Below are 22,054 nucleotides of genomic sequence, written 5' to 3'. Positions count from 1 at the left end.
CGATGGCAGTTAAATATGAATTGATCAAAACATGCGCCCAGACCGGAGCGCGGCTCGGCAGGCTGCATACGCCGCATGGCGTCATCGACACGCCGACGTTTATGCCGGTAGGCACGCAAGCGTCGGTCAAGGGCATGAGCCCCGAAGAGCTGAAGTCGCTCGGCGCGCAAATCATTCTCAGCAACACCTACCACCTGTTCCTTCGTCCCGGCCACGAGCTGGTAAAGGAGGCGGGCGGCCTGCACCGCTTCATGAACTGGGATCGCCCGATTTTGACCGATAGCGGCGGTTTTCAGGTGTTCTCTCTCAGCGAGATGCGCAAAATTACCGAGGAAGGCGTAGAGTTCCGCTCCCACATCAATGGCGACAAGCTGAGCTTAACGCCGGAGAGCGCGACGCAAGTTCAGAACGCGCTTGGATCCGATATTTTGATGGCTTTCGACGAGTGCCCGCCCTATCCGGCTGAGTACGAGTACGTCAAGCAATCGACAGAACGGACGAGCCGATGGGCCGAAAGATGCTTGAAGGCGCACCAGCGGCCTCACGATCAGGCGCTGTTCGGTATCGTGCAGGGCGGCATGCACAAAGATTTGCGCAAAATGAGCGCCATGGATTTGACTTCCCTTGATTTTCCGGGGTATGCTATTGGTGGACTAAGCGTGGGCGAATCCAAGCCGCTTATGTACGAAATGTTGGAAGAGACCGTTCCTCATCTGCCGAGCCATAAGCCGCGGTATTTGATGGGAGTCGGCTCTCCGGATGCGCTTCTCGAAGGAAGCATTCGCGGGGTGGATATGTTCGATTGCGTTCTGCCGACGCGCATCGCGCGCAACGGAACGCTAATGACGAGCCAAGGCCGAATGGTCGTCCGCAACGCCAAGTACACGAACGATTTTAGTCCGCTCGATCCGGAATGCTCCTGCTACGCATGTCGCAACTATTCCCGCGCCTATATTCGCCACTTGATTAAAGCGGACGAGATGTTCGGACTCCGCCTGACGACCATACATAATCTTCACTTTTTGGTGCAGTTGATGGCTCAGGTGCGCGAGGCGATTCGGGAAGATCGACTGGGAACGTTCCGCGACGAATTTTTTGAGAAATACGGCATGGCGCACAACGAAAGCGGTTTTTAAGAGAGGAGGGAAAACAAAATGTGGTTGGCAGACCAAGCAGCTGGCGGAGGAAACATTTGGATGACGCTGGCGCCGTTTATTCTGATGTTCGCCATCTTTTATTTCCTGTTGATCCGTCCGCAACAGAAGAAGCAGAAGCAGCGCGGATCGATGCTGAACGCTCTGAAGAAAGGCGATAAAGTGGTAACGGTCGGAGGCATGCACGGGACGATCGCCGAGATAACGGACGATACGGTTGTGCTGAAGGTGAACGACGTTACGAAGCTGACGTTCGACCGTTCTTCTATCAACAACGTGTCGGCAAAGTCCGAGACTCCGTCTTTGGAGAAGTCCTAATCGCCGTCGTAACAATGAAAAAGCCTTCCCTTTCCGGACGCTATTCCGGAGCGGGAAGGCTTTTTTTGACGTTGGGTATTCAGGATTCAACGGGAGAAGGCGGCTCGAGTTTGTTGCGGGATCGAGAGAGAATGCCTGAATGGGGATGGCTTTCCATCCGAGCCGCTATTTTTAAGCCGACGTACACGCTAACGCTGGCAAGAACCAGCCCTGCGACCATATCCGTAAACCAGTGAATGCCAAGATAGAAAATCGCGAATATGACGACGATCGCGTTAATCCAAGCGAATATCGACCATCTTCGGATACCGGACCTGCTGGCGATGAGAGCCATTGTGACGGACAACGAGGTATGCAGGCTCGGAAAGCAGTTGTTGATGCCGGACAACGCGCGATAATGCTGTTCGAAGGTCGGGAACACGTTAAGCATGAGAAAACGGATCTGAGAATCGGCGTACCAGGCTTCGTTGACGGGGACGTACAGGTAAAAAGGCACGGCCAGCAAGTAATTCCCCAAAATCGCGAAGCTTAGGGCGTAGTAGAGCTTCATGTTCCCCGCATAGGTGTAAATCCCGAACGAAGCCATCATCGTCGCTTGGAACAGCACAAGGTAAAATATCGCAGTGAAGCCAATTAGCGCATCGGACGGCAAGCTCGCCTGCAGCTTGGCTTGCCAGGCTCCTTCCCAACCGGTAAGCGCCGCAGTCAGGTCATAGGAGACGTTGAGCCAGTTTTCCAAATGCAGCTCGTATTTGTTCAGGAACAGGATCGCGATGACGGCGATGAAAACCAGTAAATATTGGCGCGACTGGAATAGCGCACGGAAGAATGCCATTCCGACGGCGAGCGGCTGCCGGCCCGCGCCGAACCAGATTAGAACCGCGACTGCTAGGGCGGTGGAGTATGTCACGGTAGACATACTGTGAAATAAAGTCATATTGGTCCTCCGAACCCGATGTTGACAAGCACCCGCATATTATATCATAGGAGTGGCGCTTTCACCTATTAACGGGTTTTTGCCGCGGAGCCGGCGTTTACGCCTAGCATCCCTCCGACGGCTCCGGAGAGACAAGTAACGAGCAGCAAAATCGGAACGGCCGTCGACCATCCGGCGTCTGTCGCCAGAAAGCTGATAGCCAGCAGCAGCGCGGAATAGAGCAGGCCGTTGGCCATTCCGAAGTACCAGCCTCTGCGCCCCGATTTTTTGGCCGAGACGAAACCGCCCGCCAGAGTCGCAAAGCCGTGTACGCCGAATACCCAAGGCAGCATGCCCGATTCCTTCAGAGAAGAGCCGGCGAGCAGAATGGACAGGATGATAGCGCCGACGGCAAGCCAAATTCCGGACCAATAAAGACCGGAAGCGACGGGAGAAGCATTGCGCAGTCCGAATATGCGGGATAACGAACTCAATGCGGATCACTCCTAACGAAATTAGTTTTGTATCAGCTTATGGCGGGGAAAGGGTTCGTAGTACAGGCCTGCCGTGTTTTCGAATGATTCGGGCGGGGATTTACCATATTTTCCGCAGGGCGGAACGGAATGAGGCTCTTGACAGGCGGTGACACTATAGGTCCGAGCTACCTTACCCGGAATGGCTGAGCGGTAACGAGCGCCGCGCCGGGGCGAATGACGGAGGGAAACATGGAACTGACGGCGATATTGCTTCGGACGATCTTCATGTATTTCTTCATCTTCCTGATTTTGAGGATGATGGGCAAGCGCGAAATCGGCAAGCTGTCGGTGTTTGACCTGGTCATTTCGATCATGATCGCGGAAATTGCCGTTATCGTGATCGAATCGACCGAGAAGACGCTGATAACGGCTTTGGCGCCGATCATTCTTCTGGTGCTGATCCAGATCGGGTTTGCCTTCCTTACGTTGAAAAACCGGACGATGCGGCTGTTGTTCGACGGCAAGCCAAGCGTGCTTGTTCAAGACGGCCATCTGAACCGCAAGGAGATGTTCCGTCAACGATACAATCTGGACGATCTGATGCTCCAGCTGCGAGAGAACCAAGTATCCAGCCTGCATGAAGTTAAACTGGCCGTATTGGAATCGACGGGCAAGCTGTCAGTGATATTGAAGGAACGAGACGAGGGCGGCAATGAGGGGACGGCGGCCAACCGTTCTCCCGAGAATTCCGCCGCGTCGAACAGCAAGGCCGACTCCTGGCCGAGGGTGCGATACGAGGTGCTGCCGCTGCCGCTAATTATGGACGGACAGGTTCAGGACGACAATTTGGAGAAGCTGGGGAAAACCAGGTTTTGGTTAAAAGGCGAGCTGCAGCGGCACGACGTGGACAACTTTAAGCAGGTATTCTTTTGCAGCATCGACCATAAAGGCAAGTTGTATATAGATAAGAAGTAGTTAAACCAAATCTTCAATGAGCAGGCCCAAACGCAATGGGGACGAGCTCATCGAGGATTTCGAGGCGACAGATAACGTCCGATCAGCGGTACTCTTGCGACATCTTCGCGATTGATCAGCCTTAGCGGTACGAGCAGCAGAACATAGACGACAATCCCGGTCGCGCCTGCGAGAACAAGATTCGCCGAGCTTGGGCCGAACCAGTCGAACTCCCATATTCGCAAAGCCGCTGCACTCATGACGATCATCGCAGCGGTGACTTTGAGGAAGTCGAGCGGGTGCATGCGAAATCCGGTAAGCCGCGCGACGCTGATCCAATGAAGCAGCGTGACGAGCATCATATTGACGCCGATGGCGATGACGACTCCGACGATACCGAGCTGCGGATCGGTCGCCAGTCGCATGATAAGCACGAGCTTTATGGCCGCTCCGGCAAAGGTGTTGAACAGAGCGGTTCCCGGGCGATTAAGCGCCTGCAGCGCCGCTTGAAGCGGGGCTTGCATATATAAGAAAACCGCTAATGGCGCCATCCATCTGAGCATATGGGCCATCGAGTCGTCCCCGTACAGCAGCTTGCACACCGGAGCGGCCAGCAGCGCGAGCAGAACGGCGAACGGCGCCCCCGTTATGACCGCCAGCTTCATCGATTGCTGGAGACGCGAGTGGATGACGGCCCAATCGCCCCGGGAAGCCGCTTCGGACAAGGAAGGTACTAGCGATACGGCCAAGGAATAGGTCAGCGCCCCCGGCAGCAGCAGCAGCGGAATGACCATTCCCTGCAGTGCGCCGTATTGAGCGGTTGCGCCGACAGCGGCGACGCCGGCGATTGTCAGGCTTCTTACGGTCATGATCGATTCCAGCAAGTAGGAGAGGGAACCGATCATTTTGCTGCCGGTTACCGGCACGGCCGTATTCAGCAGCTCTCGCAAGTAGCTTCTCGGCGCCGGGGCTGCGGAGCTGGTCGCCGAAGGCGGCCGTTCTTTCCGGCGATCGCGGACGAACTGCCGCCATAACACGAGCACTCCGGCGCATTCGCCGACCACCATGCCGAGCACGCCTCCCGCAGCGGCGGCCTCCAGACCGCCGAAGGGCAGCAGCAGCCAAGCGAGCAGCAGCGTAAAGACAATGCGAAACAACGTCTCCGCCGTCTGAGACATCGCGGTGGGTACCATGTTCTGTTTTCCTTGAAAATATCCGCGCCAGACGGACGAAACCGCCACGAGCGGAAGCACCGGAATCATGGCGAGGAAAGCGCTGTGCACCCTGGAATCCGTCATGATCCGGGTGGCGATGAAATCCGACAACAGAAAGCAGACGACGACGGCAACGAGGCTGATTCCAAGCGAAATCGCGACCGCCAGCTTAAGAATGCGGCCAGCGCCTGCCGAATCGTCCTTCGAGTCGGCTTCCGCGACAAGCTTGGCCACAGCGAGCGGGATGCCGCCGGATATTAACGTTAGAAGTACGATCGTGAAGGGAAATACGAGCTGGATCAGCCCGACGCCCTCCGCGCCGATCATTCTCGGCAGCGCGATGCGGGGAACGAAGCCGAGCACCCGGTTGAGCAGTCCGGCCGCTAGCAGAATCATAGCGCCCTGGATGAACGATTGTTTGCGCAAGCTCAAAGAAATCCCTCTTCCCTAGCATGGGTTAGTTTCATATGTATGCGATGGTTGTCCATCTTCATGCATTGGGAAGGAAAACTAGGGTCCCGCGGAGAAGGATTTATAAGCGAGTGTACAACATTTGCACCGGACAGGAGGGAATCGCGGGTGGAGGAGCAGGATAATGGCGAGCCGGCCATCAAACTGGACAAGCTTGAGGCCAAGTCCGATTTGAATGAGGACCAGTTGAATGGAGACGGGCTTAACGAAGAAGAGCTGGACGAATCGAGCGGGACAGAAGAGCCGAGCGAAGATGAGCTGGACGAATCGAGCGGGGTAGAAGAGCCGAGCGAAGGTGAGCTGGACGAATCGAGTGTGGCAGAAGAGCCGGGCGAAGAAGAGCTGGACGAATCGAGCGGGGTCGATGAACCGAGCGAAGATGGGCTGGACGAATCGAGCGGGGTCGAAGAGCCGGGCGAAGAAGAGCTGGACGAATTGAGCGGGGCTGATGAACCGAGCGAAGAAGAGCTGGACGAATTCAGTGGAATAAGTGTGCTGAGCGAGGACGAGTTGAACGATACGATCGCGCAGCTATGCCTAAGCAAAGCGGAGGAATTCCACTTGATCGGATACGAGCGGGTAACCGGGGCGGATGTGTGGGAATGCGTCAGCGACAAGTATCATAAGAAAGGCGTCCCCCCGCTGTACGAGATTGTGAACGATATTTTATCGTTGAAGATCACTCAATTTATGAACTTCGTTACGCTTAATATGTATAGAGGAGAGTACCGCAAATAACGGCGGACAGCGCGGACGATCCCCGGCATCTTTCGATGACGGCGAGGGTCGTCCCTTTCTTTTTGACTTCTTTTTGATCGCGTAGGTATAATAGGAACATTGAGAATCGAAAGGGGACCGCACCAGAGATGAAACGTATTGTAGCTTTCGTGCTCGTCGTTCTCGTCAGCTTCGGAGTTATGGGTGTATTTACGCCGGGGCTGCTGAACGGGACGAAGCTTGGGCTCGACCTGAAAGGCGGGGTCGAAATTTTGTACGAGGCCCATCCGCTGACGGAGGGCGGCACCGTTACGAAGGAATCATTAACACGGACCGCGCTCAGCTTGGAGCAGCGGGCTAACCGCAGCGGCGTAGCCGAGCCGGAGGTTACGACAGAGGGCAAAAACCGCATTCGCTTGAAAATCGCCGTCTCGACAGGCGAAACCGCCAAGGAACGCGACGATGCGATCCAGAAAATCCGCGACCTGATGAAGCGCCCTGCGGAGCTTCAATTCCGCAGCTCTGTTGGATGCGAAGGCGGCGAGTACTGTAATGTAGAGCTGTACGGATCGGACTTCAAGGAAGGCGCTGCGAAGGTTGAAATAGGCGACCTCAACAGCTATATGGTTCGGATCGAAGTGAAGGACAAGCAGAAGCTGGCCGACGCTTCCAGCAAGCTCGTTGGCAAGCAACTGGCGATTTTTCTTGATGACGCGCTTCAATCGGCTCCTGTCGTGCAGCAGGCGCTGACCGACGGAACCGCCGTCATTACCGGCCAGGATTCGCGCCAGGAAGCACAGGATTTGGCCGACATCATCAACCTGGGAGCTCTGCCGCTTAAGCTGACGGAGAAATATACCCAGAGCGTCGGAGCGACGCTCGGACAGAAAGCTCTGGAGGACACGCTGTTTGCTGGCATGCTGGCTTCAGTGCTCATTTTGGTGTTTATGATCGTCGTCTACCGGCTTCCGGGCTTCGTAGGAAGCATCTGTCTCATCGTGTTCGTATGGATGCTGCTCGGCGTTCTCTACTTGATGAACGCTACGTTGACGCTGCCGGGCATCGCAGCATTCGTGCTCGGGGTCGGCATTGCCGTCGATGCCAACATCATTACGGCCGAGCGGATTATGGAAGAGCTGCGCAGCGGCAAGTCGATCGCGTCCTCTCTGCGCGCCGGCGCCAAAAACAGCTTCCGTACCATTATCGATGCGCACTTGACGTCCGCGATCGCCGGCTTCGTGCTTCTGTTCATGGGCCACGGCATCGTTAAGAGCTTCGCGGTCGTTTTCCTGTGGAGTATCGCCGTCAACATTTTGACGAACGTATTCCTGCCTCGCTATTTGCTCAACCTGCTCGTGAAGAGCTCTTACTTCACTAAGCCGAAGTATTACAATGTGAAGGAGAGTGAGATAAGTGCGCTCTAATCGCAAATTCGATTTTGTCAAATCCAGCCGCATTTTCCTTACGATCTCCGCCGCTGTGCTGTTGATCGGCTTGATCGCGCTCGGCGTATTCGGAGTGAATTACGGCATCGATTTCAGCTCCGGAACGTCCGTGGACATCACGACGACCAAGAAGCTGGAGGACACTCAGGTCAAAGCGTATCTAGACGAGCAGAACCTGGGTGACTATACGCTCGTATCCGGGGAGAACCGGGAGTCCATTCGCTTCAAGACGGCGCTGAACGAGCAGCAGGAGAAAGATTTTAAAGCCAATTTCTTGGCTAAACTGGATCCGGACGCCTCGTTCGAAATCAATATCGTCGACGTCGACATCGCCAAGGAGCAGGAGCGCAACGCCCTGATCGGAATGGCCGTGGCGAGCTTGGGCATCATGCTCTACATCGTTATTCGCTTTGAATGGCGCTTCTCGATCGGAGCGATCGTATCGACCGTCTATGACGCCTTGTTCGTCATCTGTGTGTTTTCGATATTCCGGCTCGAGGTCAATTTGCCGTTCATCTTAGCGGTACTGACGATTATCGGCTATTCGATCAACGATACAGTCGTTATTTTCGACCGTATCCGCGAAAATCTGCGGTTCGCCAAAATCAAGAGCCATGCCGATTTGGACAAGCTGGTAAACGATAGTATTTGGCAAACGCTGGCGCGTTCGATCAACACGGTTATTACCGTATTGGTCGCGGCGGTCTGTCTGTTCATTTTCGGCGGCGCGTCAATTAAACTGTTCTCGCTGGCGATTATCATCGGTCTGGCAAGCGGAGCTTACTCTTCTATCTTTATTGCCAGCCAAGTATGGTTGTACTTCAAGAAGAAGGAACCTTTGAAAAAGGTAGCCGTTAAACCGCAAAGCTCGCTATAGAAAGCTTGAAAGGGGGGGCTCAGGTGACTACGGTTCGACGTTCCCTTGCTGCTGAACGCGGCTCTCTCGTGTCCGTATGCGGGCTGCTCGGCCTCTCAATTGTGAAAGGCTCTGTCGGCTGGCTGACGGGAAGCAAAGCGCTGCTGGCCGACGCCTGCCACTCGGCGGCCGATTGCGCCGGCACGTTCGCCGCGTATCTCGGTCTGCGCAGAGCCAGGCTTGCTCCGAACGCGACAAGCTCTTCCCGCCATCCGGAATCGGTAGCGGCGATAGTTTTGTCGGCGATCCTGCTTGTCGTCGGTCTGGAAATGGGCATTTCTTCGATTCGGACTGTTGCCAACGGCGCGGAAGAAGCTCCGGGGGTCGGCGCAGTCGTCGTCATTGCCGCAGGCATCGGTACGCGCGAGGCGCTGATTCGTTATAAACGAAGGTGCGACAGCCGCTGCGGCATACGCGGCGATCGCGCCGGAGATAACCGCTCCGATATTTTCGCATCGTTGACTGCGTTAGTCGGCACTTCCGGAGCGGTCGTCGGTTCCTGGTACGACATGCCTTTCCTGTACGTGCTGGACCCTGCGGCAGGTCTGGTCATCTCGGTGTTTGTCGTCCGCATGGGCTATCGGCTGACTGCGGACGTCGTCCGGGCATCGAACAGGACTTCAATCGACGACGCCGACGCGCAGACGCTGCTGGAAGCCGTACAGAGAATTGACGGCGTCGTGGCTGTAGACGAGGTAAAGCCGCAGGAGCGCGGACATTATATCGTGCTTGATATTTCCATAAGGGTAAACCCTCGCATCAGCGTCTTCGAAGGCCAGGACGTAGCGAATCGGGTGCGGCGAATGTTGACTAAGCGGTTCCTGCACGTGATGGACGTCAATGTCAAAGTGCAGCCATACGACCCGGGATACCCATATAAGTCGAATCATCAAGAGGAACAGCTATCTTCGATGCTGCAATAACACGCGATGGGACTGTCCTATACAGAGTCGTCTAAGATTATCGATGAACAATAAGGGGCTGCCTCATAAGTAGGGTCGTACAAGATGATCGATCAAGAAAAAGTGCATGTATCTCCTGGAGACTGCCTCATACGGTCCTGAAATCACCTTTTAACGGGTTGACCATTCCAAATTTCAGGATCGTATAGCATCGTAAGGAGATACATGCACGACAATCTTCTCTATCGATCATCCTTTCGTACGACTTTTTTACTTACGAGACAGCCCCTTTCATTTGGCATTCGGTGTAGGAATCGGGAAGGAAGACGCAATTATGATCAAATCGAAGTACAGATGGGATATGCCGCAGCGCGCGGCGGAGCGGGAGCAGGAGCTGACGGCCAATCTCGGCCTCGGGCCAATGGTCGCCGGCGTGCTTGCACGACGGGAATGGGACACGATCGAAGAGGCGCGGTCTTTCCTGGAGCCGTCTGTTGAGGAACTGCTTGATCCTTTGCGAATGAAGGGAATGGCGGAGGCGGTGGACAGAATCGGCCGAGCGGTGCGCGACGGGGAACGCATTCGCGTCTACGGCGATTACGACGCCGACGGCGTAACGTCCACCGCGCTTATGATTCGGCTGTTGACGGAGCTGGGGGCAAGCTTCGATACATATATTCCGCATAGAAGCCGCGAAGGCTACGGACTGAATAACGCCGCGCTTGATTTGGCCGCTGCGGCGGGCGTCAGGCTGCTTATTACGGTGGATAACGGCATCAGTGCGGTTGAACAAATTGCGCATGCAGCTAGTTTGGGCATTGATGTCGTCGTTACCGACCATCACGAGCCGCCGGAGAAGCTGCCTGCGGAAGCGGTCGCGCTTGTGAATCCGAAGCAGAAGGATTGCCCTTATCCGTTCAAAGGGCTATGCGGTGCAGGGGTTGTTTTCAAGCTGGCGCATGCCATGCTCGGTCGTCCGGCGCTGGAGTACGCGGATTTGGCCGCAATCGGCACAATTGCCGATCTGATGCCGCTTATGGGTGAGAATCGGATCATCGCTCGGCTCGGACTGAAACAGCTAAGGCAGGCTCCGATTCCGGGCATTCAAGCACTGGCTCGGATCGCAGGCATTGACATCGCGGAAATTTCCAGCGGCCGAATCGGCTTCTCGCTGGCTCCCAGGCTGAACGCCGGAGGCCGGCTGGAGCATGCCGACAGCGCGGTTAAGCTGCTCGCTGCCGCCAGCGAAGCGGAAGCGGAACCGTATGCGATGGAACTGGATCGGCTGAACGCGGAACGCCAGCAGCTGGTTGAACACACAACCGCAGAGGCGGACGAGCTGTGGCTCAAGCTGCGCGAAGCGGACGGGGAGAAGCCTAGACGTGCCATTGTGCTTGCGAAGGAAGGCTGGAACGCCGGCATTGCCGGTCTTGTCGCTTCCAAGCTGGTGGAACGCTATTACTTGCCGGCCGTTATTCTTGCTATCGACGGAGAGACAGGGCTGTGCAAGGGCTCGGCGCGTTCCATCGACGGCTTTGATCTGTATGCGGCGCTGACGGATTGCGCGGATTTGCTGGAGCATTACGGCGGGCATCAGGCTGCGGCAGGAATGACCTTGCGCGCAGACCAGGTGACAGAGCTGGGAGACCGGCTCGATCTGCTTGCCGCAGAGAGACTGACGGAGGAGGAGTGGCAGCCGAAGCGACGCGTCGATCTTCGGGTGTCGCTAGAGGACGTCACGCTGAGCGCCGTTGATCAGCTGGCGGCTCTGGAGCCCTTCGGCAACGGCAATCCGACGCCGCGCGTCGTACTGGAGGATGTCGTAATTAAGGAAGCCCGGACGATGGGCAAAGAAGACAAGCACTTGAGATTAACGATCGAGCAAGCCGGCCGATCCCTGGAGGTTGTCGCCTTCGGCATGGGGCCGCAGCGGGAAAGAATGGCGCCGGGAATGCGCGTGGATCTGCTGGGCGAGCTAAGCGTAAATGAATGGAACGGAAATCGAAAGACGCAGATGATGTTTCAGGATTACCGCTCCGGACAGCTCATCGTAAACGATCGGCGCGCGGAAAGAGGCGTATGGACGGCGTTGGAACGTCTGATTGCGACGGAATCCGAAGGGCTTGCCGTCGCATGCGCCTCCAAGGCGGCGTATCATGAAGCCGTCAGCCGTTACGGGATGGCGGGTGTAACGATAGGTTTGTATGAGATGGCCGCCGATGTCGGAATAGATGTCTCTTCCGAGAGCGCTGCGGCTGCGTCAGGGGACAAGGCCGGCTTGCCGTCCGGCGTGCGCCATCTGGTGCTTGTCGGGCTGCCGATTGAAGAGCGCGAGGTCGGCAGCCTCCGAAGCTGGCTGCGGCCGGAGCGCGAGTTGGAACGAGTCACGGTTCTGTCGGACGGCGAAGGCGGGAGTCGATCGTCGGTCGGTACTGCCGGCAAGTTTCCTGAGCGTCGACACTTCGCGGAAGTATATACGATGTGCCGACAGCGGGGGAGCTGGCTGGACAGTCCGGACGGCTTTGTGCGGGAGACGGCGGAGGCCGTTCGTCTGCCTCTGGCTACTGTCCGCATGATGCACGAGGTGTTCGTCGAGCTTGGCTTTATCGCCGCAAACGGCGTATCGCGCAAGGCGGTGGCGAATCCGCCGCGCAAGGAGCTGAGCGAATCGGCGCGCTACCGTAGAGCGCAGGAGCAGGCTGCGGTGCGCCAGGTGGCGGAGATGACGACGGAGGAGCTGCGAAGCTGGATGGCGGCTTGCCATTCCGGGGCCTAGCAAACTCGGCGAGACTGTGCTCGTATCCATGTAGCCAAATCCCGTTCAAAAAGTGTATAATGCTACTCGTAAACTTGAATGATTCTGTTTTATGCCGATAAAAGGAGCCTGATATCCGTGAACTTCAAAGATTACATTCGGGTTATTCCCGATTTTCCGCAGCCGGGCATCCGGTTTAAGGATATTACGACGCTGCTGAAGGACGGGCAAGCTTATCGCGCCGCCATCGACGGGCTTAAGGAGCTTGTCAAGGAGAAGCAAATCGACCTGATCGCGGGTCCGGAAGCGCGCGGTTTCGTGATCGGCGCTCCGCTCGCGCTTGCGCTTGGCGTCGGTTTCATACCGATTCGCAAAAGCGGCAAGCTTCCCGGCGAGACTGTGGAGGCGGCTTACGATCTGGAGTACGGCAAAGACCGTCTGGCCATTCACAGCGACTCCATCCAGCCGGGTCAGAAAATTCTGATCGCCGACGATCTGCTCGCTACCGGAGGTACGATTTCTACAACGATCGGGCTGATTAACCAGCTTGGCGGAGAGATTGTGGGGGCGGCGTTCCTCATTGAATTGAGCTATTTGAACGGACGCGACAAGCTGAACGGAATCGATGTCGCGTCCCTTGTCACCTACTAATTGCCGCGTTTTGGCGCGGCGGAGAGACACTCCACGGCGGCTTTGCCGAGCGGGGTGTCTTTTTGCTTTAGCGAATCTAGGACTAAAGCCTCGCAGCCAAGGTTGACGATTCCCGTCGCGAAGAGGCATAATGGTAGCAACACTTCTGGGGAAATTACCGGCGTAAGGCGTCGGCGGAAAGGAAAGTCGGCATGGGCATGGAGCTGCTTCTCGAGAAAGCATCTACTTATATGAAAGAGCAAGACTTGCAGAAAATCCGGGATGCTTACGTGTATGCCGAAGAAGCTCATCGCGGTCAAGTTCGCAAATCGGGCGAGCCTTATATTTTGCATCCGGTAGCCGTTGCCGAAATTTGCATGGGAATGCAGATGGACGTCATAACGGTGATGGCGGCGTTGCTTCATGACGTCGTCGAAGATACTAAGGTCACCTTGGAAGACTTGCGCGAACGGTTCGGGGAGACGCTGGCCGGCCTTGTCGACGGCTTGACCAAGCTGGAGCGGATTCAGTTCCGGTCCAAGGAGGAGCAGCAGAACGAGAATTATCGCAAAATGTTCGTGGCGATGGCCAACGATATTCGGGTTATTCTAATTAAGCTGGCAGACCGGCTTCACAATATGCGCACGCTGAAGTTTCAATCCGAAGAGAGTCAGCGCCGCATCGCGCAGGAGACGCTCGACATTTTCTGCCCGATCGCGCATCGGCTCGGGATCAGCGCCATCAAGTGGGAGATGGAGGATATCGCGCTTCGGTTCCTCAACCCCCAGCAATATTACCGTATCGCGCATCTGATGAAGATGAAACGGACGGAGCGCGAGAAACATATTACCGAGCTCATCGACAAAATTCGCGAGAAGCTGGAAGAGATGGGCATTCAGGGCGACATTTCGGGGCGTCCCAAACATATCTACAGCATCTACAAAAAAATGACGTCCCGCAACAAGCAGTTCAACGAAATTTACGATCTGCTGGCGATTCGCATTTTGGTCGAGAACGTGAAGGATTGCTACGCCACGCTCGGAATCATTCATACGCTATGGAAGCCAATGCCCGGACGGTTTAAAGATTATATCGCCATGCCGAAGGCGAATATGTACCAGTCGCTGCATACGACGATTGTCGGTTCGACGGGCGAACCGACCGAGGTGCAGATTCGCACATGGGAGATGCATCGGACGAGCGAAATCGGGATTGCGGCGCACTGGGCGTATAAGGACGGCAATCCGGCGGGAGCCGTTCAGGACAGCTTCGGGGAGAAAATGAACTTCTTCCGCGAGATTATCGAGCTGCAGCAGGATACGCGGGATGCTGCCGAGTTCATGGAATCGCTGAAAATGGACTTTTTTACCGACCTCGTATTCGTGTTTACGCCGAAGGGCGAGGTGTTCGAGCTTCCGGCCGGATCGGTGCCACTGGATTTCGCTTACCGCGTGCATACGGAGGTCGGCAACCGGACGATCGGCGCCAAAGTCAACGGTCGGATCGTGCCGCTTGATCATAAGCTGAAGACTGGCGATATCGTGGAAATTTTAACCTCCAAGCATTCCTACGGGCCGAGCCAAGACTGGCTCAAAATCGCGCAATCTTCCCATACGAGAACGAAAATCCGCCAGTGGTTCAAGAAGGAGAAGCGCGAGGAAAGCGTCGAAAAAGGGCGCGAGCTGCTTGAACGCGAGCTGAAAAGACTTGGCCTGGAGCCGCACGAGTGGACGTCGGACGAGAAGCTGCTGGACGCGGCCAAGAAGTTTACGTTTAACGACGTGGAGGATATGCTGTCCGCGATCGGCTTTGGCGGCATTACGGCGGCGCAAATTTGCACGAAACTGACCGAGAAGCTCCGCAAGGAAGCGGAGGAAGCGCAGCAGATCCAGCTCACCTCGGAAGTGAAGGAGATGAGGACGCCTGGCTCTTCGGCGGCGGAGAAGAAACGCGCGTCCAACGGTGTCAGCGTTAAGGGCGTAGACAACTTGCTGGTTCGCTTCGCGCGCTGCTGCAACCCGGTGCCGGGAGACGACATCATCGGTTATATTACGAGGGGACGCGGTGTGTCCGTACACCGTTCCGACTGCGCCAACATTCCGACGGGCGAAGAAGGCGATGAAGCGGCGCGAGTCATTGAAGTAGAGTGGGAAGGCTCGGTCGAAGCCAATTACAGCGTCGATATCGAAATTCTCGGCCACGACCGCCGCGGGCTGCTGAACGAGGTGCTGCAGGCCGTCTCGGAAAGCAAGACGAATATCGCCGCCGTATCCGGACGGTCGGACAAAAACAAAAACGCGATTATGCACATGACGATTCTTATCCGCAACAAGGAGCATTTGCAGTCGGTTGTGGATAAGATCAAGCGGGTGAAAGATATTTTTTCTGTGCAGCGGACGATGCAATAGAGGCGTGGAGACGGAGGATTCTGAAGGATGAAAGTCGTATTGCAGCGGGTATCCGAAGCCAAGGTAACCGTTGAGAATGAAGTCGTAGGCGCAATCGGCAAAGGGCTGATGCTGCTTGTCGGTGTCGGACAGGAGGATACGGAGCAGGATCTGATCTGGATGGCGGACAAGCTGGCCGGGCTGAGAATTTTCGAGGACGACGGCGGGAAAATGAATCTGTCGATCGAAGACGTCGGGGGCGACGTGTTGTCGGTATCGCAATTTACGTTGTACGGCGACTGTCGCAAGGGCAGACGGCCGAATTTTATGGGGGCGGCGAGGCCCGAGCTGGCCGAGGCGCTGTACGACAAGTTTAACGGGCTTCTGCGGGCGCGGGGCTTGCGTGTCGAAACGGGTCGATTCGGGGCGATGATGGATGTCTCGCTGGTTAACGATGGCCCGGTAACGCTCATCCTGGAAAGCCGCTGACGGTTTGGGAGGGCTGCGATTGGGCCATAATACATGTCAAAACCATCTGTTAAGGCGGGGAACGACATGAGGCAATCGCGCAAGGAACAGACGACGCAGTGGCTGATGAAGGAAGGGCTAATGCCGGAGCGTAGGGAAGCGATGGCTTTGGCGGCGCAGAGCGAGGAATTCGGAGGCGAGTTGGGCGCCGGACCGGCAGCGGGTGCGTCAAACGGGCGGCGGCAACCTCCCGGCGGCAGGGGATAACCCAATGTTGCCAGGTTAAAGCTAGTCGCTCCATGCTCGGCGCTCGTCAAGCGGGGCAGCGGAGGCCAAAAAAGTGCCTTGACTAGACCCGGGTCGGGGAGTGTAGGCCAAAAAAGTGCCTTGACGAGACCTGAGCCGGGGAGCGGAGGCCAAAAAAGTGCCTTGAAGAGACCCGAGCCGGGGAGTGTAGGCCAAAAAAGTGCCTTGACGAGGCCCGAGCCGGGGAGTGTAGGCCAAAAAAGTGCCTTGACGAGGCCCAAGCCGGGAAGGTAGGCCAAGAAAGTGCCTTGATGAGACCCGGGCCGGGAAGTGTAGGCCAAAAAAGTGCCTTGGCGACACCCGAACCGGGAAGTAGAGGCCTCAAAAAGTGCCTTAGTGTCCAAGCAACTCCTGCGGTCGCTCATAGTTCGCCTAACCACAACAATGGGGGACCTGGACTAACAGGTTAGAGAGATTAACCGCTTGAAGCCAGCTGTTAGGCAACGCTTACTTTTTTGTAATCAAACTGTAATCTGTTGTACACGCGAGCTTAAAGTTAATCGACTAATCTATAGACGACCCCCTTTTTTCAATATAAAACAACTTGAACCTGCCGGTCTTTGGCAGGTTATTTTCTTTCTCCGGCACTTTGTCGGGAGCCCGGTGCGCACGCCCAGCTCCTACGGAACGGACGAGCGCGCGCGAACGGATCAGCCTTTGACGCTCCCCATGACGATCCCTTTCATAAAATATTTCTGAAGCATCGGATACGTCAGCATGATCGGCAGCGCCGCCAAGAAGATTTGCGAAGCCTTGAGCGTGCGGTTGTTAATCTGCGACAGCAATTCGGCTTCCTTCACGTTCATGATCTTCAGATCGAAGCTAATGACCAGCGTCTGCAAATAGCTTTGGAGCGGGTAATGCTCCGTTTTGTTCATAAGAATCAAGCCGTCGAACCAAGAGTTCCAGTGTCCTACCAGCGAGAACAACGTGATGGTGGCGATGGCCGGAGCGGACAGCGGAAGGAATATTTGCCACATGATCCGCCAGTGGCCGCAGCCGTCGATCAGCGCGGCTTCCTCGATCTCCTTCGGAATGCCGCGGAAGAAGTTAAGCAGCAGAATGACGCTGAATACCGGAACCGCGCCCGGCAGAACAAGCGCCCAGAACGTATCAATCAGCCCAAGCTCTTTGATCGTAATATACCAAGGGATCAGCCCCCCGTTAAACAGCATCGTGAAGATAAACGCCCAGGAGTAAATTTTGCGCCAGCGAAACTGCCGGTCGTCCTTCGACAGCGCATAGGCGACAAGCATTGTCAGAACGACGTTCACCGGCGTCCCGATCAAAATTCGCTTGAACGACACCCAGTAGGCGTCCGCGAATTCCGGCTTGCTCAGCGCGTAATCGTAGGATTTCAGATTAAAGTCGACCGGCCAGAATTTCACCAGATTGGCGGTCGCCGCCGTGCTGGAGCTGAACGAAATGGCCAGCACGTTAATAAGCGGCAGTAGGCACAGAACAGCCAAGCCAATGAGAAAAGCATAATCGAGAGCTAAAAACAGTTTTCTTCCGAAAGTCAGCCGAGTCATTGCATTCCCCCCTTAGAAAACCCGGTAATTGGCGAATTTGGACGCCAGTATGAACGAGGAGACGATCAGCACGGTGGAGATGACCGACTTGAACAGGCCGACTGCGGTCGCGAGCCCGTATTGCGCGTTGACCAGTCCCATCCGGTATACCCATGTATCGATAATGTCGCCGGTGTCCATGACGCTCGGATTAAGCAAAATAAACACTTGGTCGAATCCGGCGTTCAGAACGTTGCCAAGGCTGAGCGTAACCATCAGCACAACGATAGGCGCTATGCCGGGGAGCGTAACGTGCCAGGTCTGCCGCCAGCGGTTCGCTCCGTCGATGACCGCAGCCTCGTAGTGGGTCGGGTCGATGGAGGTGAGAGCCGCCAGATAGACGATCGCTCCAAAGCCGAACTCCTTCCAGACATCGGATAGGACCAGTGTAAAGGGAAACCAGGACGAGCTGCCGAGAAAGAAGGGAACATCGATGCCGATCAGCCCGAGCGCCCAGCTCACGACTCCCGTCGAAGGCGATAAAATATCGATCAGTATGCCGCCCAGAATAATCCACGATAGAAAATGAGGCAGGTAGACAAGCGTCTGAATCGCTCTCTTGACGAACGCCCTGCCCAGTTCGTTCAGCAGCAGCGCAAAGCCGATTGAGGCGATGAGTCCGGCGATAATTTTGGCCACCGCGATGACGACGGTATTGCGAATGATTTGGGCGAAGTCCGGCTGCTCGAACAGAAACCGGAAGTTATCCCAGCCGATCCACTTGGAAGCGAAAATCCCTTTGGACGGAATAAATTTCTCGAACGCAATGACGATGCCCGCCATCGGTACATAGCTGAAGATCAGCACGGCGAGCAAGCCCGGCCACACCATAAGGTGAAAAGGAAGCTCCCTGCGCATTCCTCGCTTGATGTCCATCTCTTCTCTTCCTTCCCCGCGAACGAGAAAGGGGAGAGCCGCGACGCTGCCGGCCGTCCCCCTTGTCGTAAGCTTTAAGTTAATGAGCGGCCTTCCACTCGTTGATCTCGCTCGTAATTTGCTCTCCGCCGAGTTTGTGCCATTTCTCTACGAAGCTGTCGAATTCATCGATGGAGCTTTCGCCCACGACGATCTTGGTGAACGTCTCCAATTCAAGCTTGTCGAGCGTCGCCTGCTTCATCTGCTGCGTCGGCACGGGAGCGCCGTAAAATTCGCCGATTTTCATCCTGTTGCCTTCGACGTATTTTTTGAGCACTTCCGTCTCTGAGCCGCCGGGTCCGAAGATGAGCGCATTGCCGAAGCTCTTAATGTCGCCATTGTCCAAATAGGCGACGACGTTGTCGTAATAGCCTTTCTGCTCCTCGTTCAGCTTGGAAGGGTCTTTGGCCATATAGGCTTCGGTGACCGCTAAGCCGGCTTCCAGGTTTTTGCTTGGCGGCTCCATGCTGATGGTCGGGTACAAATAAAACGGCGTCTGATCTTTGTCTGTGTTGTAGATTTCGGCCTGAGCTTCGTCGCTCCAGGCGTTCTTAAGCTGCAGATTCGCCAATTTGATCGCAGCCTCCGGATGCTCGTAGCCATTGCGGACGACGTAGTATCCGGTCACCGGAATGTTGGTGGACGGGGAGGCGGCTTGATCGTCGGCGGACAGCACGGGATAAGGCTTCCAGGTCATGCCGCCTGCTGCGTTCATGTTCATCGCTTCCTGAAGCGGCCAGAGCGGGTGCCAGAAGTTGGCGTAGAGCAGGCCGATTTTGTTGTTCATAATGTCCTCGGCAATCTTGTTGCCGTCCTTGACGCCGAACTCCTTGTCGATCAGGCCGCGCTTGTACATGTCCTGCAGAGCGGCGAGCGCCTGCTTCATTTCCGGCTGAACGCTGCCGTAGACCAGTTGGCCGGAAGCGTCCTTCACCCATGTTTTCGGATAGGCGTGGAAGGCGTTGGCGATGCCTTCGATGGTCGCCAGTCCGCCGAACAAATCCTTGTTCAGGCCGATGCCGTAAGCGCCGGAATGCGATTGAGCGAATTTCTCGGCAATGTTCAGCACGTCTGCGAACGTCGTCGGCTCGGGCAGGTTCGCCTCCTTCAGCCAATCCGAACGCAGCCAGACGACCGACGTTCCCTGCTCAATGCTGCCGAAACCGGTAATGCCCATCATCTTGCCGTCGATGGTCGCCGCCTTTTTCATCAGTCCGTTTGCGTCCTGCTCCATGATTTTTCTCAGGAAAGGCGAAGCGTACCGGTCGTAGGCGGCGGTCAGATCCTCGATCTGTTCGCTCTCAAGCAGCTGCTGGAACTGGGCGGGCGAAACAAACATCAGATCAGGCAGATCACCGGAGGCGATCGTGACGTTCATTTTGTTCTGGTACTGGGCTTCGTCGATCGTCCATACGTTTTTCACTTTAATGCCAAGCTCGTTCTCGTAAGCTCTCGACCAAGCGTTGTTGTCCAGCGATTCGCCCTCGAGAAACTTAAAGCGGGCGCTTGTGCTTCTGACCGTCGTAATCTCGATCGGCGGCTCGTATTTCTCGAACGGATCGGCTGCCTGCACCGTTTCGGCAGACGAAGACGGCGAAGCGGAATTGGAAGCGGAAGGGCTAGCGCTCGTTGCGGAGCCGCCGCCATTGCCGCCATTATTGCCGCTGCAAGCGGATACAAAAACAAGCGATAAGGAGAAGACGAGACTTGCGAGCGTCTTCCTTCTTTTTCCGGCAGTCATGTTGGTCATTCTCTATCCCCCGTAGTCGTTAACAAGTAGGTGTGCACAACCTCTGTATTAAGCATAAGACACCGATTCGGCAGCCCACAATATTCAAAAACGTACCTCAGATCGGTGCAGACTAATCCATTTTTGACTTTTTGGCGCGCGCCGCATCCCGGTATTCGTAAGGGGTCGATTTGGCGTATTTGCGGAAAAATCTCGTAAAGTTCGTGGCGGACGTAAAGCCGACGGTTTCCGAGATGTCCTGGATTTTCATGTCGGTGTCCTCCAGCAGGAAGATCGCTTTTTTCATGCGCAGCTCGTGAACGTAATCGACGATCGTAATTCCCGTCGTTTTTTTGAACAGCCGCGACAAGTAAGCGGGGTTGAAATAAACGATGTCGGCCAGGCGGGTCAGCGAGACGTCGCCTGCGAGATTGTCTGCGATATAGTCTTTGATCCGGTTGATGACCTGCGATGCGGAGCGGTCCCGCTCGTGCTGCCTAAGCTCCAGCAGCTCGGGAATGAGCCGCATCGCATATTCGATGGCGAACGGCAGGGAATCCGGCCCTTCCGCGCGCAGCAGCCTGGACAGGTCGATCTCCTCTTCCTGGCGTCCCGCTATACCCGTACGATTCATGTAAGAGAGCAAGGAGAGGGCAATGCGATAATAGATTTCCATGCTCATGCCGACATCGTCGGACGGCAGGCGGGCTACGACGTCCTTGGCCTGCGAGAGCAGAGCGAGCGCCTCCTCGGCGCGTCCTTCGTCCAGACAGGCGTCCATTCGGCCAAGCTTGTTCAGAATCAAGCGAACTTCTTCGTTGTCTGCGCCGTTTCGGCTATCATCCTCGGACGTCTGATCCACGGTCACAATCATTTCCGCGTCAATCGACGTCCGGTAATCGAGCGCGTACTGCAGACGCGCGAACGCTCTTCCGGCTTCGTCCCAGCTTACGGATCTGTCGGCGATGGCGAAGGAGACCGGTACTTGCACCGACAGCTCTATCGCCTGCTGAATCACGTCCAGCATGCCTGCGGCAAACAGGGAAATTTTCTCAAACGCCTTTTCCGCGCCTTCCGCATCAAGCGACGAAATCTGAGGCTGAAGGAAGCAGACGAGCCGGTTAAGATCGTCGATCGCGCTTTTGACGGTCATAGCGGGAGACAGATGCCGCTCGACGATCAACTGGATCGAGTAGCCCAGTCTCGATCTTCCGGTATAATCGAGCTCGCCGTCCCGGTTCGTGCGGATTTTGCCCGCAAGCAGCAGGACGGGGAGCTGGGGGTTGAGCGGCAGCTTCAACTGAACGAACTGCGTCTCCCGATTCGCGGCGGAATCGCCTCCGGCCAGCCTCAACAGGTACTCCTTCTGCAGCACCTGGCTTGCCGCTTCCATTTGCTCGTTCACTTCGACGACAAGCTCGCTCCACTGCCTGGAAGCGCGGACGTCTTCGACGACGCTTTCGATGACGGAGATCAGTTTCGGATAGCCTTCCGTTTTCAGTAAATAATGTACGCCTTGATTTTGAATCGCTTCGTACACGTAGTCGAAATCGTTGAACCCTGTCAGGAAGACGACCCGGCAATCCGCCCAGGTCGAGCGGATATGCCGCAGAAGCTCCAAGCCGTTCATGCCGGGCATGCGAATATCGGAGAGCACGACGTCGAAACGGGCATCGTGCAGGAGTTTTAAGGCGTCCATACCGGAATAGGCTTTATGAAGATCCAGTTCAAGATGGCCGAGCTGCTGCAGCGTCTCGAACAAGCCGTCGGCAATAATCTGCTCGTCGTCCACAATCAATAGTCGAATCAT

The 22,054-nt window shown here is 56.0% G+C and carries 19 protein-coding genes; 12 read left to right on the top strand and 7 right to left on the bottom strand.

The annotated features are described in order from the left end of the window. Nucleotides 1-2: 2 nt before the first annotated feature. Together tgt and yajC are read left to right on the top strand one after the other, a co-directional pair. The gene (tgt, locus tag J4772_RS06530; RefSeq protein ID WP_116059106.1) at nucleotides 3-1,136 is read left to right on the top strand and encodes a tRNA guanosine(34) transglycosylase Tgt; all 1,134 of its coding nucleotides are present in this window, start codon (nucleotides 3-5) and stop codon (nucleotides 1,134-1,136) included. Between the two features lie 18 nt (nucleotides 1,137-1,154). After that, nucleotides 1,155-1,472 (top strand): preprotein translocase subunit YajC, encoded by a 318-nt coding sequence (gene yajC, locus J4772_RS06525; protein ID WP_116059105.1) that lies wholly within the window; start codon nucleotides 1,155-1,157, stop codon nucleotides 1,470-1,472. 79 nt (nucleotides 1,473-1,551) lie between these two features. On the opposite strand, the gene J4772_RS06520 is transcribed toward yajC, so the two are convergent. Together J4772_RS06520 and J4772_RS06515 are read right to left on the bottom strand one after the other, a co-directional pair. Beyond that, the gene (locus J4772_RS06520) at nucleotides 1,552-2,409 is read right to left on the bottom strand and encodes a phosphatase PAP2 family protein (protein ID WP_209074616.1); all 858 of its coding nucleotides are present in this window, start codon (nucleotides 2,407-2,409) and stop codon (nucleotides 1,552-1,554) included. A 68-nt stretch (nucleotides 2,410-2,477) separates the two neighbouring features. Next, nucleotides 2,478-2,882, bottom strand: a complete 405-nt coding sequence (locus tag J4772_RS06515) for a TIGR04086 family membrane protein (RefSeq protein ID WP_116059103.1) — start codon at nucleotides 2,880-2,882, stop codon at nucleotides 2,478-2,480. 231 nt (nucleotides 2,883-3,113) lie between these two features. On the opposite strand from J4772_RS06515, the gene J4772_RS06510 reads away from it, so the two are divergent. After that, nucleotides 3,114-3,839, top strand: a complete 726-nt coding sequence (locus tag J4772_RS06510; protein ID WP_209074615.1) for a DUF421 domain-containing protein — start codon at nucleotides 3,114-3,116, stop codon at nucleotides 3,837-3,839. Between the two features lie 47 nt (nucleotides 3,840-3,886). Here the strand turns inward: J4772_RS06510 and spoVB are convergent, their stop codons facing one another. Further along, a complete protein-coding gene (gene spoVB, locus J4772_RS06505; protein ID WP_209076998.1) occupies nucleotides 3,887-5,458 on the bottom strand; it encodes a stage V sporulation protein B in 1,572 nt (523 codons plus the stop codon). A gap of 153 nt (nucleotides 5,459-5,611) precedes the next feature. Here spoVB and J4772_RS37495 point away from each other — a divergent pair, with 153 nt between their 5' ends. The 9 genes from J4772_RS37495 to J4772_RS06465 all read left to right on the top strand — a co-directional run bounded on the left by J4772_RS37495 (nucleotide 5,612) and on the right by J4772_RS06465 (nucleotide 15,990). After that, a complete protein-coding gene (locus tag J4772_RS37495; RefSeq protein WP_371822827.1) occupies nucleotides 5,612-6,241 on the top strand; it encodes a post-transcriptional regulator in 630 nt (209 codons plus the stop codon). A 128-nt stretch (nucleotides 6,242-6,369) separates the two neighbouring features. Further along, complete coding sequence (secD, locus tag J4772_RS36925; protein ID WP_247741038.1) at nucleotides 6,370-7,644, top strand: protein translocase subunit SecD; 1,275 nt, start codon at nucleotides 6,370-6,372, stop codon at nucleotides 7,642-7,644. Next, nucleotides 7,634-8,542 carry a protein translocase subunit SecF gene (gene secF, locus J4772_RS36920; protein WP_116059100.1) on the top strand — a complete coding sequence of 303 codons (909 nt, stop codon included), beginning with the start codon at nucleotides 7,634-7,636 and terminating at the stop codon, nucleotides 8,540-8,542. The genes secD and secF overlap by 11 nt, the downstream gene beginning before the upstream one ends. Nucleotides 8,543-8,565: 23 nt before the next feature. Then, a complete protein-coding gene (locus tag J4772_RS06490) occupies nucleotides 8,566-9,504 on the top strand; it encodes a cation diffusion facilitator family transporter (RefSeq protein ID WP_209074613.1) in 939 nt (312 codons plus the stop codon). 313 nt (nucleotides 9,505-9,817) lie between these two features. Continuing rightward, on the top strand, nucleotides 9,818-12,259 hold the full coding sequence (gene recJ / locus J4772_RS06485; protein ID WP_209074612.1) for a single-stranded-DNA-specific exonuclease RecJ: 2,442 nt from the start codon (nucleotides 9,818-9,820) through the stop codon (nucleotides 12,257-12,259). A gap of 117 nt (nucleotides 12,260-12,376) precedes the next feature. Further along, entirely contained in the window at nucleotides 12,377-12,889 is a 513-nt protein-coding gene (locus tag J4772_RS06480) for an adenine phosphoribosyltransferase (protein ID WP_116059097.1), read from the top strand. 191 nt (nucleotides 12,890-13,080) lie between these two features. Beyond that, on the top strand, nucleotides 13,081-15,276 hold the full coding sequence (locus J4772_RS06475; RefSeq protein WP_116059096.1) for a RelA/SpoT family protein: 2,196 nt from the start codon (nucleotides 13,081-13,083) through the stop codon (nucleotides 15,274-15,276). Between the two features lie 27 nt (nucleotides 15,277-15,303). Next, nucleotides 15,304-15,744, top strand: coding sequence for a D-aminoacyl-tRNA deacylase (dtd, locus tag J4772_RS06470; protein ID WP_209074611.1), 441 nt, complete (start codon nucleotides 15,304-15,306; stop codon nucleotides 15,742-15,744). A 66-nt stretch (nucleotides 15,745-15,810) separates the two neighbouring features. Continuing rightward, a complete protein-coding gene (locus J4772_RS06465; RefSeq protein WP_116059094.1) occupies nucleotides 15,811-15,990 on the top strand; it encodes a hypothetical protein in 180 nt (59 codons plus the stop codon). Between the two features lie 689 nt (nucleotides 15,991-16,679). Here J4772_RS06465 and J4772_RS06460 read toward each other — a convergent pair. From J4772_RS06460 to J4772_RS06445, 4 genes are all read right to left on the bottom strand, one after another. Next, entirely contained in the window at nucleotides 16,680-17,561 is an 882-nt protein-coding gene (locus tag J4772_RS06460; RefSeq protein ID WP_209074610.1) for a carbohydrate ABC transporter permease, read from the bottom strand. Nucleotides 17,562-17,573: 12 nt separating this feature from the next. Continuing rightward, nucleotides 17,574-18,476, bottom strand: a complete 903-nt coding sequence (locus J4772_RS06455; protein ID WP_209074609.1) for an ABC transporter permease — start codon at nucleotides 18,474-18,476, stop codon at nucleotides 17,574-17,576. 79 nt (nucleotides 18,477-18,555) lie between these two features. Then, nucleotides 18,556-20,265: a type 2 periplasmic-binding domain-containing protein gene (locus J4772_RS06450; protein WP_209074608.1), complete on the bottom strand. Its 1,710-nt coding sequence runs from the start codon at nucleotides 20,263-20,265 to the stop codon at nucleotides 18,556-18,558. Nucleotides 20,266-20,377: 112 nt separating this feature from the next. Beyond that, a complete protein-coding gene (locus J4772_RS06445; protein ID WP_209074607.1) occupies nucleotides 20,378-22,054 on the bottom strand; it encodes a response regulator transcription factor in 1,677 nt (558 codons plus the stop codon).

Origin of the sequence: Cohnella sp. LGH (assembly GCF_017671885.1) — a bacterium.
In the GTDB taxonomy this organism is placed as follows: Bacteria; Bacillota; Bacilli; order Paenibacillales; family Paenibacillaceae; genus Cohnella; species Cohnella phaseoli.
The sequence above is the reverse complement of the archived record's forward strand: the minus strand, read 5'-3'. Positions and strand labels throughout refer to the sequence as shown.

What these genes read in the sequence shown, in the direction of transcription:
- J4772_RS06455 (WP_209074609.1), bottom strand. Translation starts at nt 18,476, where the DNA reads ATGGACATCAAGCGAGGAATGCGCAGGGAGCTTCCTTTTCACCTTATG.
- J4772_RS06510 (WP_209074615.1), top strand. Translation starts at nt 3,114, where the DNA reads ATGGAACTGACGGCGATATTGCTTCGGACGATCTTCATGTATTTCTTC.
- yajC (WP_116059105.1), top strand. Translation starts at nt 1,155, where the DNA reads ATGTGGTTGGCAGACCAAGCAGCTGGCGGAGGAAACATTTGGATGACG.
- J4772_RS06520 (WP_209074616.1), bottom strand. Translation starts at nt 2,409, where the DNA reads ATGACTTTATTTCACAGTATGTCTACCGTGACATACTCCACCGCCCTA.
- tgt (WP_116059106.1), top strand. Translation starts at nt 3, where the DNA reads ATGGCAGTTAAATATGAATTGATCAAAACATGCGCCCAGACCGGAGCG.
- dtd (WP_209074611.1), top strand. Translation starts at nt 15,304, where the DNA reads ATGAAAGTCGTATTGCAGCGGGTATCCGAAGCCAAGGTAACCGTTGAG.
- J4772_RS06465 (WP_116059094.1), top strand. Translation starts at nt 15,811, where the DNA reads ATGAGGCAATCGCGCAAGGAACAGACGACGCAGTGGCTGATGAAGGAA.
- secD (WP_247741038.1), top strand. Translation starts at nt 6,370, where the DNA reads ATGAAACGTATTGTAGCTTTCGTGCTCGTCGTTCTCGTCAGCTTCGGA.
- recJ (WP_209074612.1), top strand. Translation starts at nt 9,818, where the DNA reads ATGATCAAATCGAAGTACAGATGGGATATGCCGCAGCGCGCGGCGGAG.
- J4772_RS06460 (WP_209074610.1), bottom strand. Translation starts at nt 17,561, where the DNA reads ATGACTCGGCTGACTTTCGGAAGAAAACTGTTTTTAGCTCTCGATTAT.
- J4772_RS06445 (WP_209074607.1), bottom strand. Translation starts at nt 22,054, where the DNA reads ATGATTCGACTATTGATTGTGGACGACGAGCAGATTATTGCCGACGGC.
- J4772_RS06450 (WP_209074608.1), bottom strand. Translation starts at nt 20,265, where the DNA reads ATGACCAACATGACTGCCGGAAAAAGAAGGAAGACGCTCGCAAGTCTC.
- J4772_RS06475 (WP_116059096.1), top strand. Translation starts at nt 13,081, where the DNA reads ATGGGCATGGAGCTGCTTCTCGAGAAAGCATCTACTTATATGAAAGAG.